This window comes from Streptomyces sp. NPDC054932, from assembly GCF_053610205.1.
The window spans coordinates 76950-90677 of sequence record NZ_JBSGXU010000010.1 but is presented as its reverse complement, the minus strand read 5'-3'; the positions used below and the strand labels follow the sequence as shown (position 1 = coordinate 90677).

The following is a 13728-nucleotide window of genomic DNA, read 5'->3' as shown; positions in this document are numbered from 1 at the left end:
GGGCGGGCGCCCCCCCCGGCGCGGCGCCGGCCCGGGCGGCCCCCCCGGCCCCGCCCCGCCCCCCCCACGGCGGGGTGCCGACGCCCGCCGACTCGGCGCCGGACGCCTGACGCTTCCTTCGGGATGTACCCGCCCGCCCCTGCCCTGCAGGGGCGGGCGGTTTCGTTTCGGGGCGGCCGGTACGCTCGCCGGGAACGACAGATCCACTCCCACCGGAGGTGCACCGTGCCCGAGTTGCCCGAAGTCGAAGTCGTGCGACGGGGACTGGAGCGCTGGGTGGCCGGGCGGACCGTCGAGGCCGTGGAGGTCCTGCACCCGCGGGCCGTACGGCGTCATCCGGGCGGCGGGGCCGACTTCGCGGCGCGGCTGCGCGGGGAGACCGTCGGGGTGGCGCAGCGGCGCGGGAAGTACCTGTGGCTGCCCCTGCAGGAGCGGGACCTGTCCGTGCTCGGGCATCTCGGAATGAGCGGGCAGCTGCTCGTGCAGCCCGAGGACGCCCCCGACGAGAAGCACCTGCGGATCCGGGTGCGGTTCGACGACGACGCCGGTACGGAACTGCGCTTCGTGGACCAGCGGACCTTCGGCGGGCTCTCCCTGCACGAGAACACGTCCGACGGGCTGCCCGACGTGATCGCGCACATCGCGCGGGATCCGCTGGACCCCCTGTTCGACGAGGTGGCCTACCACCTCGCGCTGCGCGCCAAGCGGACCACCGTCAAGCGGGCGCTGCTGGACCAGTCCCTCATCAGCGGGGTCGGCAACATCTACGCGGACGAGGCGCTGTGGCGCGCCCGGCTGCACTACGAGCGTCCCACCGCCAACCTCACGCGCCCCCGGAGCGCGGAACTCCTCGGACATGTCCGGGACGTCATGAACGCTGCGCTCGCCGTCGGCGGCACCAGCTTCGACAGCCTCTACGTCAACGTGAACGGGGAGTCCGGCTACTTCGACCGTTCGCTCGACGCCTACGGGCGCGAGGGCGAACCCTGCCGTCGCTGCGGCACCCCGATGCGCCGCCGCCCGTGGATGAACAGGTCGAGCTACTTCTGCCCGCGCTGTCAGCGGCCGCCGCGCGTGGCGTCGTAGGACTCCCGGGCGGTCAGTACCGCCGGCATGCTCCCCTCCAGACAGTGGATGAGCGCGAGCAGCCGGTCCGCGACCTCGATGCCGAGCGGGGTCAGTTCGTAGTCGACGCGCGGCGGGTTCGTGGGCTGCGCCTCGCGGTTGACTATGCCGTCGCGCTCCAGCGCGTGCAGGGTCTGCGAGAGCATCTTCTCGCTCACGCCCTCCACCCTGCGGCGCAGTTCGTTGAAGCGGCACGGGCCTTCGCGCAGGGCGCCCACGGTGAGGCTGCCCCAGCGGCCGGTGACGTGCTCCAGGGTTTCCCGGGACGGGCAGGCGCGCGCGAAGACGTCGAACGGTTGCTCGGTCTCGGCGGCGTCGGTACAGGCAGGGGTCTCCATACAGGCAGCGTACTCCCCTGCAGCGCTTACCCGAGGGTTGCGCTTTCTAAAAGTTAGTGATTCTCTTTCTCTCGTCGCACCACGTCCTGTGCTGCGGCGAGAACCTCCCCGAGGAGAGATCAGCCTTGTCCGCAATCACGCACACCCCCGTCGTCTCGATCGCCTACCACTCCGGTTACGGGCACACCGCCGTCGTCGCCGAGGCGGTCCGCAGCGGTGCCGCGGACGCCGGGGCGACCGTTCACCTGATCAAGGTCGACGAGATCGACGACGCGCAGTGGGAGCTGCTCGACGCCTCCGACGCGATCGTCTTCGGCTCCCCGACGTACATGGGCACCGCCTCCGGCGCCTTCCACGTCTTCGCCGAGGCCAGCTCGAAGCGCTGGTTCGGTGACGCCTGGCAGGACAAGGTGGCGGCCGGCTTCACGAACTCGGCGTCCAAGAGCGGCGACAAGCTGCACACCCTGCAGTTCTTCCAGATCCTGGCCGCGCAGCACGGCATGAGCTGGATCAACCTGGGCCTGAAGCCGGGCTGGAACTCCAGCACCGCCTCCGAGAACGACCTGAACCGCCTCGGCGTGTTCGCCGGCGCCGCCGCCCAGACCAACTCCGACGAGGGCCCGGACGCCGTCCACAAGGCCGACATCGCGACCGCGGAGCACCTGGGCCGCCGCGTCGCCGAGCAGACCCGCATCGTCATCGCGGGCCGTGCGGCCCTGGCGCCCGCTGCGGTCTGAGCCCTCGCGGGCCGGCTCCGGTTCTAGAAGCCGAAGTCCTGGGTCCACCAGGGGCCGCCGGCGGCGAAGTGGGCGCCGACGCCCAGGGTGCGGAACTCGCAGTTGAGGATGTTCGCCTTGTGGCCCGGGCTGTTCATCCAGGCCTTCATCACGGCCTCGGCGTCACCCTGGCCGCGGGCTATGTTCTCGCCGCCGAGGCCCGAGAGGCCGGCCTTGGTGGCGCGGTCCCAGGGAGTGTTGCCGTCGGGGTCGTCGTGACTGAAGAAGCCGCGGGTGGCCATGTCGAGGCTGAAGGCCCCGGCCAGCGAGGCGAGCGGCGGATTGGCCCGGACCGGGCTGCAGCCGGCCAGGGCACGCTCCTGGTTCACCAGCTCCACTACGGCGGCCTCCTCCGCGGAATGGCCGTCCAGGGGCGGCCGCGGCTCGGGGGTGGCCGAGGCGGAGGGCGCCGGGGCCGAGGGTGCCGGAGCCGGGCTCTTGGAAGGCGCCGGGCTCTTGGAAGGCGCCGGGGTGGTGGGCGCGACCGGGGCGGGCGGTGCGGCCGGGCTCGTGCGCGGGGCCTTGGTGGGAGGGGCCGGTGTGATCGACGGCGAGGGCGCGGCGCTCGGCGGGGCGGACGGCGCGGCCGAGGGGGAGGCGCTCGCCGAAGGGCTCGCCGAGGGGCTCGGTGACGCCGACGGGGAGGCGGAGGCCGAGCGGCTCGGGGAGGCGGTGCCCGCGCCGGCGCCGGCGGACGCGCGGCCGGACAGGTTCGCGAGGCCGCCCTGCTGCTGCAGTGCCGCATCGGGGTCGGGCGAGGCCTTGACCCTGGCTTCCGCGGTGGGCTCATCCGTACCGCTGACGCCCACATAGGGGAAGGAGCCGCCGACCGGAACCGTGCCGGTGGTGACGGCTGCCGTGCCGAGGGCGACGGCCACCGAGACGCCCAGCAGGCCGGTGCGCAGGGCGGTGCCGCGCTTGCCGCCGCTGTGCGGCGCGGCGGGGAGACGGTGACGTCCCATCGGAGCGTGCCTTCCTTGCCGGATCAAGATCATCCCTTACCCACCCAAATGGGTGAGTTCATTGCTGCGCGACTGTACGCCATGGGGTCAGGGGGGCGATGTGTCCCGAAAGTGCCCGCCCGGTTAGCGTTCACGCATGAATGAAGATGTCCGTCTGACCGCCTGGGTGCGCGGCCGTGTGCAGGGAGTGGGCTTCCGCTGGTTCACCAGGGAGAACGCTCTGGAGATCGGCGGGGTCGTCGGCTTCGCGCTCAACCTCGACGACGGGCGAGTACAGGTGGTCGCCGAAGGTCAACGTGAGAATTGCCACCGGCTGCTCGACTGGCTGCGCTCCTCCGACACGCCCGGCCGGGTGGACGGAGTGACAGAGATCTGGGGCACACCGCGCGGTGGCTACGACGGATTCGGGATGCGGTGACCGATCGGCTGATCATGCACTCATCACATCTCCGAGCGTCCGCACATGGTCGGAACTGCGCATTCGTCGTCGACGCGTTGCCGACGGGGGCGATCCGTGGAAGGCTCGGAGATGAGGATGATCTCCACGTCCCTTGCGGGGACCGGGGCGCCCGCCGATACGGGGCGTGATCGTGTTGACCGTCAAACTTTTTGGTGAGACGCTGGAAGCCCCGCGCACCTGAGCTGTTTGGCAGTGTTGGCAGTAGTAAGCGCAGTGACTGTCAGTCGCTGCCGGACATCCGCGGGTGCGATTCCCTCACGACCCACACCGCTTCGGTCGGTCACTCAGTGTGGAGGACCATCCATCATGGCAAAGGCGCTTCTCGGTTACGTCGGCGGTTCCGACCCGCGACTCCTCGCCGAGATGCGACGGCTTCAGCAGCGCGTCCAGGACCTCGAGTCCGAGCTCGTACGGATTCAGTCCGAAAATGACGCGCTGAACGCGGCCGCCGCTCAGCACGACGGAGACTCGCTGCTCGGCAGCATCGACATCGACGTACCCCAGGCGGAGCCTGCGCTCACCTGACCCGCTCACTCGTCGCTCGACTCCAGCCCCGCATGATCTGCAAGGGACGCTCCGGCGTCCCTTCTTTCTTTCCTTCGCCTTCCCCCGGTCCCTCCCCCGACCCCTTTTCCCCACCACCGTGCCCGAACCACAGGGCCAGGTGGGGGGCCTGATCCCATTGGCGTCAGTTGTGCCCAGCACCTTCAGGGGTGAAACCGAACGCGAAAGGTAGAGTCCGGCGGCGTGCACCTCAAGTCCCTGACCCTGCGTGGCTTCAAATCCTTCGCGTCCGCCACCACCCTGCGCTTCGAGCCCGGAATCACCTGTGTCGTGGGCCCGAACGGCTCCGGCAAGTCCAATGTGGTGGACGCGCTGTCCTGGGTCATGGGGGAACAGGGAGCCAAGTCCCTGCGCGGCGGGAAGATGGAGGACGTCATCTTCGCCGGGACCACCGGGCGGCCGCCGCTCGGGCGCGCCGAGGTGTCGCTGACGATCGACAACTCCGACGGCGCGCTGCCCATCGACTACGCCGAAGTCACCATCACCCGGATCATGTTTCGCGGCGGCAGCAGCGAGTACCAGATCAACGGTGACACCTGCCGGCTGCTCGACATCCAGGAACTGCTCTCCGACTCCGGCATCGGCCGCGAGATGCACGTCATCGTTGGACAGGGCCAGCTGGACTCCGTGCTGCACGCCGATCCGATGGGCCGCCGCGCCTTCATCGAGGAAGCGGCCGGCGTGCTCAAGCACCGCAAGCGCAAGGAGAAGGCGCTGCGGAAGCTGGACGCGATGCAGGCCAATCTCGCGCGCGTCCAGGACCTGGGCGACGAGCTGCGGCGCCAGCTCAAGCCCCTGGGACGGCAGGCCGCCGTCGCCCGGCGGGCGGCCGTCATCCAGGCGGACCTGCGCGACGCGCGGCTGAGGCTGCTCGCCGACGACCTGGTCACGCTGCGGCGCGCGCTCGACGCGGAGATCGCCGACGAGGCTGCGCTCAAGGAGCGCAAGGAGGCCGCCGAGGCCCGGCTCACGGATGCGCTGCGGCGCGAGGCGGAGCTGGAGGAGGCGGTACGGGAGCTGGCACCGCGGCTGCAGCGGGCGCAGCAGACCTGGTACGAGCTGTCGCAGCTCGCCGAACGCGTCCGGGGGACCGCGTCCCTGGCGGACGCGCGGGTCAGGAGCGCGACGGCCCCGGCGGAGGAGGAGCGGCGCGGCGCGGATTCGAGGGACCCCGACGGCATGGAGCGGGAGGCCGCGCGGATCCGCGAGCAGGAGGCGGAACTGACGGCGGCTCTGGAGGCGGCCTCACGGGCGCTGGAGGACACTGCCGAGCACCGGGCGGAGCTGGAGCGGGCGCTGGCCGAGGAGGAGCGGCGGCTGCGGGACGCCGCCCGGGCCATCGCCGACCGGCGCGAGGGGCTGGCCCGGCTGACGGGCCGGCTCGGCGCGGCCCGCTCCCGCGCGGGGGCGGCGCAGGCGGAGATCGACCGGCTCGTCGCGGCGCGGGACGCGGCGCAGTCCCGGGCCGCCGCCGCGCAGGAGGAGTACGAGGCGCTGGCCGAAGAGGTCGGGAGCCAGGGCGACCCGTCCGCCGACACGGACCACGAGGCCGCACGGGCGGAGCTGGCGGCCGCCGAGGCAGGTCTGTCCGCGGCGCGGGACGCCCTGACCGGGGCGGAACGTTCCCGGGCGGCCGTCTCGGCGCGCCGGGACGCCCTCGCGCTCGGGCTGCGCCGCAAGGACGGTACGGGCGCGCTGCTCGCGGCGCGGGAGCGGCTGGCCGGGCTGCTGGGACCGGCGGCGCAGCGGCTCTCGGTGACCCCCGGGTACGAGGTCGCGGTGGCGGCCGCGCTGGGCTCGGCCGCGGACGCGCTGGCGGTGGCTTCCCCGGGGGCGGCGGCCGGGGCGATCCGCCACCTCCGCGAGACGGACGCGGGCCGCGCCACCCTGCTGATCGCCCCGGCGGCGCCCGTCCTTCCGGGCCAGGCCTCGGCCGGCCCCGGGGACGACTCCGGTGCCGGGTCCGCGTCCGGGGGAGCGGTGCCCCGGCCCGCCCCGTCGCGGGACGGGGATCTGCCCGTGCCCGCGCCGCCGCTCCCGGTGGGCACGGGCGGCGCCGCTCCGGCGGGCCCGGTCCCTTCCCCGGTCCCCGGGGGTGGACCCGCGGCTGCGCCCGTACCGGCCGCCGAACTGGTCGGCGGGGACGCCGAGGTGCGGCGGGCCGTCGGGTGGGTGCTGCGGGACCACGTCGTGGTCGGGACGCTGGACGAGGCCGAGGCGCTCCTCGCCCAGCGGCCCGACGCGGTGGCCGTGACCCTCGACGGCGACGTCCTCGGGGCGCACCTCGCGCACGGCGGCTCCGCCGGGGCCCCCAGCCTGATCGAGGTACAGGCCGCCGTCGACGAGGCCACGGGCGAGCTGGCCGGGCTCGGCGTACGGTGCGAGGAGCTGGGCGCGGCCCAGGAGACCGCCCGGGCACGCCGTCAGGAGGCGGCCGCCCTGGTCGAGGAGCTCGCCGAGCGGCGGCGCGCCGCGGAACAGGCCCGGGCCGGGGTCGCCCAGCAGCTCGGGCGGCTGGCCGGCCAGGCGAAGGGCGCCGCGGGCGAGGCCGAGCGCAGCGCCGCCGCCGCGGCCAGGGCCCAGGACGCGCTGGAGCAGGCGCTGGCCGAGGTGGAGGAGTGCGCGGAGCGGCTCGCGACCGCCGAGGAGATGCCGGTGGACGAGGAGCCGGACGGCTCCCGGCGGGACCGGCTCGCGGCCGACGGGGCCAACGCCCGGCAGACCGAGATGGAGGCCCGGCTCCAGCTGAGGACCCATGAGGAGCGGGTCAGGGCGCTGGCCGGACGGGCGGATTCACTCGACCGCGCGGCCCGGGCGGAGCGCGAGGCCAGGGCCCGCGCCGAGCGCCGCCGTGCGCGGCTGCGCCACGAGGCGGAGGTGGCCGGGGCGGTGGCCGACGGGTCCCGCCAGCTCCTCGCGCACGTGGAGGTCTCGCTCCGCAGGGCCGACGAGGAGCGTTTGGCGGCCGAACGGGCGAAGGCGGTCGCCGAGCGGGAGCTCGGCGAGGCGCGCAACCGCGGCCGGGAAGTGAAGGGGGAGCTGGACAAGCTCACCGACTCCGTCCACCGCGGCGAGGTGCTCGGGGCGGAGCAGCGGCTGCGCATCGAGGCGCTGGAGGCCAGGGCGCTGGAGGAGTTCGGCATGGCGGTCGCCGGGCTGGTCGCCGAGTACGGCCCCGACCAGCCGGTGCCCCCGTCCCCGGCCGCAGAGGGCGAGACGCTGCCGGAGGACCCGCAGCACCCGCGCAACCGGCCAGGGCCCTTCGTCCGCGCGCAGCAGGAGAAGCGGCTCAAGGCGGCCGAGCGTGCCTACCAGCAGCTCGGCAAGGTCAATCCGCTCGCTCTGGAGGAGTTCGCGGCGCTGGAGGAGCGCCACCGGTTCCTCAGTGAGCAGCTGGAGGATCTCCGCAAGACGAGGGCCGATCTCCTTCAAGTGGTGAAGGAGGTCGACCAGCGCGTCGAGCAGGTGTTCACCGAGGCGTACCGGGACACGGCCCGGGAGTTCGAGGGGGTGTTCTCGCGGCTGTTCCCCGGTGGCGAGGGCCGGCTGGTCCTGACCGATCCCGACAACATGCTGGCCACCGGCGTCGACGTGGAGGCCCGTCCGCCGGGCAAGAAGGTCAAGCGGCTGTCGCTGCTCTCCGGCGGCGAACGCTCGCTGACCGCCGTGGCCCTGCTGGTGTCCATCTTCAAGGCACGCCCCAGCCCGTTCTACGTCATGGACGAGGTCGAGGCGGCGCTCGACGACACCAACCTGCAGCGGCTGATCCGGATCATGGAGGAGCTCCAGGAGAGCTCGCAGCTGATCGTCATCACGCACCAGAAGCGGACGATGGAGGTCGCGGACGCCCTCTACGGCGTCTCCATGCAGGGCGACGGGGTGTCGAAGGTCATCAGCCAGCGGCTGCGCTGAGCCAGGTCGATTCAAGAAGTGAATTCAAAGCTGGCAATCTCGGGGATACGTGAACTTCACGCAAAGTATTGACTTCAGGAACTGAACGCATAGGCTCACTCCGCTGTCTCCCGCCTTCGAGTGGTGCCCGATCTTGAACTGTGCGCCACTGTGAGGACGGACGAAACCCCCACGGAGCACACCTTGACCAGCAGCACATCGCGGGCCTCGGCGCCGGGCGGCGGATCCTCGCCCCAGCCCGAGCACCTCGGCCACGTCATCTTCATCGCCGCGGCCGCGGCGATGGGCGGCTTCCTCTTCGGGTACGACAGTTCCGTCATCAACGGCGCCGTCGTCGCGATCCGCGAGCGCTTCGACGTCGGCTCGGAGGCGCTCGCCCAGGTGATCGCCGCCGCGCTGATCGGCTGCGCGTTCGGTGCTGCCACCGCGGGCCGTCTCGCCGACCGGATCGGCCGAATCCGCTGCATGCAGATCGCGGCCCTCCTCTTCACCGCGAGCGCCATCGGTTCGGCCGTCCCGTTCGCCCTCTGGGATCTCGCCATGTGGCGCGTGATCGGCGGCTTCGGCATCGGCATGGCCTCCGTGATCGGCCCCGCCTACATCGCGGAGGTGTCCCCGCCCGCCTACCGCGGCCGGCTCGCCTCCTTCCAGCAGGCGGCCATCGTCATCGGCATCGCCGTCTCCCAGCTCGTCAACTGGGCCATCCTGAACCTCGCCGACGGGGACCAGCGCGGCGACATCGCGGGCCTGGAGGCCTGGCAGTGGATGCTGGGCGTCATGGTCGTCCCGGCCGCCCTCTACGGACTGATGTCCTTCGTCATCCCGGAGTCCCCCCGCTTCCTGATCTCCGTCGGCCGCAACGACGAGGCCAGGAAGGTGCTGACCGAGGTCGAGGGTTCGAAGATCGACCTGGACGGGCGCGTCGCCGAGATCGAGCACGCGATGCGCTCCGAGCACAAGTCCACCTTCAAGGACCTGCTCGGCGGCCGCTTCGGCTTCCTGCCCATCGTCTGGGTCGGTATCGGCCTCTCGCTCTTCCAGCAGCTGGTCGGCATCAACGTGATCTTCTACTACAGCTCCTCGCTGTGGCAGTCGGTCGGCATCGACCCGAGCGCCTCGTTCCTGTACTCCTTCGAGACCTCGGTCGTGAACATCATCGGTACGGTGATCGCGATGATCTTCGTGGACCGGATCGGCCGCAAGCCCCTCGCGCTCATCGGCTCCGTCGGCATGTCGATCTCGCTGGGCCTGGCCGCGTGGGCCTTCTCGTACAAGTCCGGAGTCGGCGACGACATCTCCCTGCCGCACGCCCAGGGCATCGTGGCCCTCGTCGCCGCCAACTGCTTCGTCCTCTTCTTCGCCCTGTCCTGGGGCGTGGTCGTCTGGGTGCTGCTCGGCGAGATGTTCCCGGGCCGCATCCGGGCCGCCGCCCTCGGTGTGGCCGCCGCCGCCCAGTGGATCGCCAACTGGGTCATCACCGTCAGCTTCCCGACGCTCTCGGACTGGAACCTGTCCGGTGCCTACGTGATCTACACGGCCTTCGCCCTGCTCTCGATCCCGTTCATCCTCAAGTGGGTGCCGGAGACCAAGGGCAAGGCGCTGGAGGAGATGGGGTAACCACCCCCGCCAATACCCCTTCTCCTCGATACTGCCCCGGCTCAGCCCTTGAGCCGGGGCAGTACCTGTTCGCAGAGCAGGTGCAGGCTGCGCCAGCCCTCGTCCAGCGGCATCCCGCCGCACAGCGGGTGCAGGACGAGGTTGCCCGCCTCGCCCGCGGCCCGGCCGTACGCGACCGCCTCGTCCGGGGTGAGGATGCGGTAGACGCCCTCCGCACGCAGCTCCGCCACCGAGCGCGCGCCCGACCGTACGGCGCTGCGGATGTCCTTGGACTGCCAGGACGCGTACATGCCGGCCTCGTGCAGGAAGCGCTCGCCGTGCTCGGCCCAGACCCGGTCCGGGTCCTCCGCGATGTGGAGCAGCGGGGTCTCGGCCGCGGGCATCATGCAGAACCCCTCCGTGCCGTACTCCGCCAGCCGCGCGGTGTAGTACGCCTCCAGCTCCGGCAGGTGCGCGCTGGGGAAGAACGGCAGCCCCAGCCGGGCCGCGCGGCGGGCCGCCGCCTCGGAACTGCCGCCGACCAGCAGCAGCGGGTGCGGCCGGGTGAACGGCGTCGGGGTGACCCGTACCGTGCGGCCGCGGAACTCGAAGGGCTCGCCGGTCCACGCCTTCAGCAGGGTCTCCAGCAGCTCGTCCTGGAGCCGGCCGCGCCGGCCCCACTCCACGCCGTGCTGCTCGTACTCCTCGGGGCGGTAGCCGATGCCCGCGACCGTGACCAGACGGCCCCCGCTCAGCAGGTCGAGGACGGCGATGTCCTCGGCCACCCTCAGCGGGTCGTACAGCGGGCCGATGATCGCCGAGACGGTGACGGCGATCCGGCGGGTGGCGCCGAAGACCGCGCCCGCGAAGGCGAAGGGGGAGGGCAGCCAGTTGTTGGCGGTGCCGTGATGCTCCTCGGTCTGGATGGTGTCGATGCCGCGGTCGTCCGCGTACCGGGCCATCTCCAGGGCCGCCCTGTAGCGGGCGGAGAGGGACTCGGGGGTGCCGTTCGGGTCGACGAGATTGAAGCGGGCCACGGTGACGGGCATGAAGAAGTCCCCCTTCGCCGGATGGGGTGGGCTGGCGAAGGGGGACGTTAGCTGACGTTGCGTCAGTTGGACAGGGATCCGGCGGGCTCGGGCTCGGGCTCGGGCACGGTCTCCTGCTCCGGCGCTGGGGCCGGACCGGCGGGCGCCGTGCGGGGCAGTACGGCGTACAGCACGCCGGAGGTCACGATGCCGGCCACCCAGCCCAGGCCGTTGCGGCCGATCCAGGTGCCGGCGAGCGGCCCGCCGAACCAGTCCACCTCGGTGAACAGCAGCCCCACCAGCAGGGCGAGGGCCCACGCGGTCATCGCCTGCCAGGCGAAGCCGCCCCGGTACCAGTAGGCACTGGTCCGCGTGGTGTCCAGCAGCGCGGGTCCGTCGTAGGCCGGGCGGCGCAGCATGTCCACGCCGAAGACGCCGATCCACGCGGAGAAGGCCACGGCCAGCAGGGTCAGGAAGGAGATGAACGAGCCGAAGAAGCTGGTCGCGACCACCATCAGCAGGAAGCCGAAGACCAGGCTGATGATCGCGTTGACGCTGACCGCCCAGGCGCGCGGGACCTTGATCCCCAGGGTCTGCGCGGTGAACCCGGCCGAGTACATGGACATCGAGTTGATCAGCAGCATGCCGACGAGCGCGATGAGCAGGTACGGGACCGCGATCCAGGTGGGGAGCAGCTCGCCGATGAAGGAGACCGGGTCCTGCGCGGTGGCCAGGTCCGGGGTGCCGACCGCCATGACCGCGCCCATCAGGACCATCGGGAGCACGACCACGCCGGCGCCGCCGACGGTCGCGCCGACCAGGGCCCGGGAGGAGGCGGTGCGCGGCAGGTAGCGGGTGAAGTCGGGGCCCGAGGGCACCCAGCTGATGCCGCCGGCCGCGATGGTGCCGATGCCCGCGATCATCATCGCCGTGGAGCCGGCCGGCTTGCCGAAGACGGCGGACCAGTCCGTGGTGAAGACGAGGTATCCGAGCACGAGGACGCTGAAACCGCCGAAGAGGTACGTCGACCACTTCGAGCAGACGCGCAGCGCGTTGATGCCCAGGCCCGAGACCATGAAGGTGCAGCCCACGAAGAACAGCAGGGTGACGACGATCAGCGCGGTGTTGCTCCTGATCCCGAAGAGCAGGTCCAGCACGGTCAGCACCGCGTAGGCGCCGCTGACGGCGTTGATGGTCTCCCAGCCCCAGCGGGCCACCCAGATCAGCGCGCCCGGGAAGAGGTTGCCGCGCTGCCCGAACACCGCCCGCGAGAGCGCCATGCCCGGAGCCCCGCCGCGCTTGCCGGAGATCGATATCAGCCCGACCATCCCGTACGAGACCACCGGGGCGACGGCCGCGACGACCAGCACCTGCCAGATGTTGAGCCCGTTGGAGATCACCAGTCCCGCGCCCATGGTCAGCAGCAGCACGCTGATGTTGGCGGCGACCCAGGTGGGGACGAGCTCGCGGACCCGGCCGCCGCGCTCGCCGTCCGGGACGGGCTCCAGACCGCGGGTCTCCAGCACGGATTCGGTTCCGCCGTCGGCGGGCTCGGCAGGCATGCGGCTGCTCCCTGGGAGGTGTGAGGGGAAGTCGCCCATCATCGTAGATGTGCCGGTAAAACCACAAACAGAGCCTTACGTCCCGGTCCGAACGCCCGGGTTCCCGGCTCCGGGGTGGCCGTGGCCGATACTGGGGGGGTTATGGACATCCTCATCCTTGCTGTAGTCATCGCCCTGGTCGCGGTCGGCGCGATCAGCGGGCTCGTGGTCAGCAGCCGCAAGAAGAAGCAGCTGCCCCCGGCACCGCCGAGCACGCCGACCATCACTGCCCCGCCTGCCGAGCCGCAGGTGGGGGAGGACGCCGTAGAGACGGCGGAAGAGCCGCGCCGCACGATCGAGGAGGTCGGGCTCCCGGAGGCCGCAGCTCCCGTCGAGGAGCCGGTCGCCGAACCCGTGGCTCCGGCCGCGCCCGCGATCGAGGTGCCCGAGCCCACCGCCGGCCGCCTGGTCCGGCTGCGCGCCCGCCTCGCCCGGTCGCAGAACTCCCTCGGCAAGGGGCTGCTCACGCTGCTCTCGCGGGAGCACCTCGACGAGGACACCTGGGAGGAGATCGAGGAGACCCTCCTCATCGCCGACGTCGGTGTCGTGCCGACCCAGGAGCTGGTGGACCGGCTCCGCGAGCGGGTCAAGGTGCTGGGCACCCGCACCCCGGCGGACCTGCGCACCCTGCTCAAGGAGGAGCTGCTGACCCTGGTCGGCACCGACTTCGACCGCGCCGTCAAGACGGAGAGCGGCGAGGACACCCCCGGCGTGATCATGGTCGTCGGTGTCAACGGCACCGGTAAGACCACCACCACCGGCAAGCTGGCCCGGGTGCTCGTCGCCGACGGCCGCAGCGTGGTGCTCGGCGCGGCCGACACCTTCCGCGCCGCCGCCGCCGACCAGCTGCAGACCTGGGGCGAGCGCGTCGGCGCCCGTACCGTGCGCGGCCCCGAGGGCGGCGACCCGGCCTCGATCGCCTACGACGCGGTCAAGGAGGGCATCGCCGAGGGCGCCGACGTGGTGCTCATCGACACCGCCGGCCGCCTGCACACCAAGACCGGCCTGATGGACGAGCTCGGCAAGGTCAAGCGCGTCGTGGAGAAGCACGGTCCGCTGGACGAGATCCTGCTCGTCCTGGACGCCACCACCGGGCAGAACGGCCTGACCCAGGCCCGCGTCTTCGCCGAGGTCGTGGACATCACCGGCATCGTGCTCACCAAGCTCGACGGCACCGCCAAGGGCGGCATCGTCGTCGCCGTCCAGCGCGAGCTGGGCGTGCCGGTCAAGCTCATCGGCCTCGGTGAGGGCCCGGACGACCTGGCGCCCTTCGAGCCGGAGGCGTTCGTGGACGCCCTGATCGGCGACTGAGCGCAGTCCCCACGGACACCACTGCCCCCGCGTTCCGTACGGAATGCGGGGGCAC

Annotated in this window: 11 protein-coding genes; 7 read left to right on the top strand and 4 right to left on the bottom strand. The window is 72.1% G+C overall.

Annotated features, from left to right (window positions below):
* Window positions 1–225: 225 nt before the first annotated feature.
* A complete protein-coding gene (gene mutM, locus ACWGE1_RS05020; RefSeq protein ID WP_453419158.1) occupies window positions 226–1086 on the top strand; it encodes a bifunctional DNA-formamidopyrimidine glycosylase/DNA-(apurinic or apyrimidinic site) lyase in 861 nt (286 codons plus the stop codon).
* On the opposite strand, the gene ACWGE1_RS05015 is transcribed toward mutM, so the two are convergent.
* Window positions 1059–1463, bottom strand: coding sequence for a winged helix-turn-helix transcriptional regulator (locus tag ACWGE1_RS05015; protein WP_453419157.1), 405 nt, complete (start codon window positions 1461–1463; stop codon window positions 1059–1061). The genes mutM and ACWGE1_RS05015 overlap by 28 nt on opposite strands.
* A 134-nt stretch (window positions 1464–1597) precedes the next feature.
* On the opposite strand from ACWGE1_RS05015, the gene ACWGE1_RS05010 reads away from it, so the two are divergent.
* The gene (locus ACWGE1_RS05010) at window positions 1598–2200 is read left to right on the top strand and encodes a flavodoxin family protein (RefSeq protein ID WP_453419164.1); all 603 of its coding nucleotides are present in this window, start codon (window positions 1598–1600) and stop codon (window positions 2198–2200) included.
* Between the two features lie 23 nt (window positions 2201–2223).
* Here ACWGE1_RS05010 and ACWGE1_RS05005 read toward each other — a convergent pair whose 3' ends face one another.
* On the bottom strand, window positions 2224–3201 hold the full coding sequence (locus ACWGE1_RS05005; protein ID WP_453419156.1) for a CAP domain-containing protein: 978 nt from the start codon (window positions 3199–3201) through the stop codon (window positions 2224–2226).
* A 136-nt stretch (window positions 3202–3337) separates the two neighbouring features.
* Here ACWGE1_RS05005 and ACWGE1_RS05000 point away from each other — a divergent pair, with 136 nt between their 5' ends.
* From ACWGE1_RS05000 to ACWGE1_RS04985, 4 genes are all read left to right on the top strand, one after another.
* On the top strand, window positions 3338–3619 hold the full coding sequence (locus ACWGE1_RS05000; RefSeq protein WP_030012523.1) for an acylphosphatase: 282 nt from the start codon (window positions 3338–3340) through the stop codon (window positions 3617–3619).
* A gap of 348 nt (window positions 3620–3967) precedes the next feature.
* Complete coding sequence (locus ACWGE1_RS04995; RefSeq protein WP_030012524.1) at window positions 3968–4186, top strand: hypothetical protein; 219 nt, start codon at window positions 3968–3970, stop codon at window positions 4184–4186.
* A 222-nt stretch (window positions 4187–4408) separates the two neighbouring features.
* Window positions 4409–8137 carry an AAA family ATPase gene (locus tag ACWGE1_RS04990; RefSeq protein ID WP_453419155.1) on the top strand — a complete coding sequence of 1243 codons (3729 nt, stop codon included), beginning with the start codon at window positions 4409–4411 and terminating at the stop codon, window positions 8135–8137.
* A 183-nt stretch (window positions 8138–8320) separates the two neighbouring features.
* On the top strand, window positions 8321–9754 hold the full coding sequence (locus ACWGE1_RS04985; RefSeq protein ID WP_453419154.1) for a sugar porter family MFS transporter: 1434 nt from the start codon (window positions 8321–8323) through the stop codon (window positions 9752–9754).
* 41 nt (window positions 9755–9795) lie between these two features.
* Here the strand turns inward: ACWGE1_RS04985 and ACWGE1_RS04980 are convergent, their stop codons facing one another.
* A complete protein-coding gene (locus ACWGE1_RS04980; protein WP_453419153.1) occupies window positions 9796–10782 on the bottom strand; it encodes an LLM class flavin-dependent oxidoreductase in 987 nt (328 codons plus the stop codon).
* Window positions 10783–10844: 62 nt separating this feature from the next.
* Entirely contained in the window at window positions 10845–12323 is a 1479-nt protein-coding gene (locus tag ACWGE1_RS04975) for a purine-cytosine permease family protein (protein ID WP_453419152.1), read from the bottom strand.
* A gap of 141 nt (window positions 12324–12464) precedes the next feature.
* Between ACWGE1_RS04975 and ftsY the strand changes: the two genes are divergently transcribed.
* Window positions 12465–13673 carry a signal recognition particle-docking protein FtsY gene (ftsY, locus tag ACWGE1_RS04970; RefSeq protein WP_453419151.1) on the top strand — a complete coding sequence of 403 codons (1209 nt, stop codon included), beginning with the start codon at window positions 12465–12467 and terminating at the stop codon, window positions 13671–13673.
* The last annotated feature ends 55 nt before the right edge of the window (window positions 13674–13728 follow it).

What these genes read in the sequence shown, in the direction of transcription:
- ACWGE1_RS05015 (WP_453419157.1), bottom strand. Translation starts at nt 1,463, where the DNA reads ATGGAGACCCCTGCCTGTACCGACGCCGCCGAGACCGAGCAACCGTTC.
- ACWGE1_RS05005 (WP_453419156.1), bottom strand. Translation starts at nt 3,201, where the DNA reads ATGGGACGTCACCGTCTCCCCGCCGCGCCGCACAGCGGCGGCAAGCGC.
- ACWGE1_RS05000 (WP_030012523.1), top strand. Translation starts at nt 3,338, where the DNA reads ATGAATGAAGATGTCCGTCTGACCGCCTGGGTGCGCGGCCGTGTGCAG.
- ACWGE1_RS04995 (WP_030012524.1), top strand. Translation starts at nt 3,968, where the DNA reads ATGGCAAAGGCGCTTCTCGGTTACGTCGGCGGTTCCGACCCGCGACTC.
- ACWGE1_RS04980 (WP_453419153.1), bottom strand. Translation starts at nt 10,782, where the DNA reads ATGCCCGTCACCGTGGCCCGCTTCAATCTCGTCGACCCGAACGGCACC.
- ACWGE1_RS04975 (WP_453419152.1), bottom strand. Translation starts at nt 12,323, where the DNA reads ATGCCTGCCGAGCCCGCCGACGGCGGAACCGAATCCGTGCTGGAGACC.
- ftsY (WP_453419151.1), top strand. Translation starts at nt 12,465, where the DNA reads ATGGACATCCTCATCCTTGCTGTAGTCATCGCCCTGGTCGCGGTCGGC.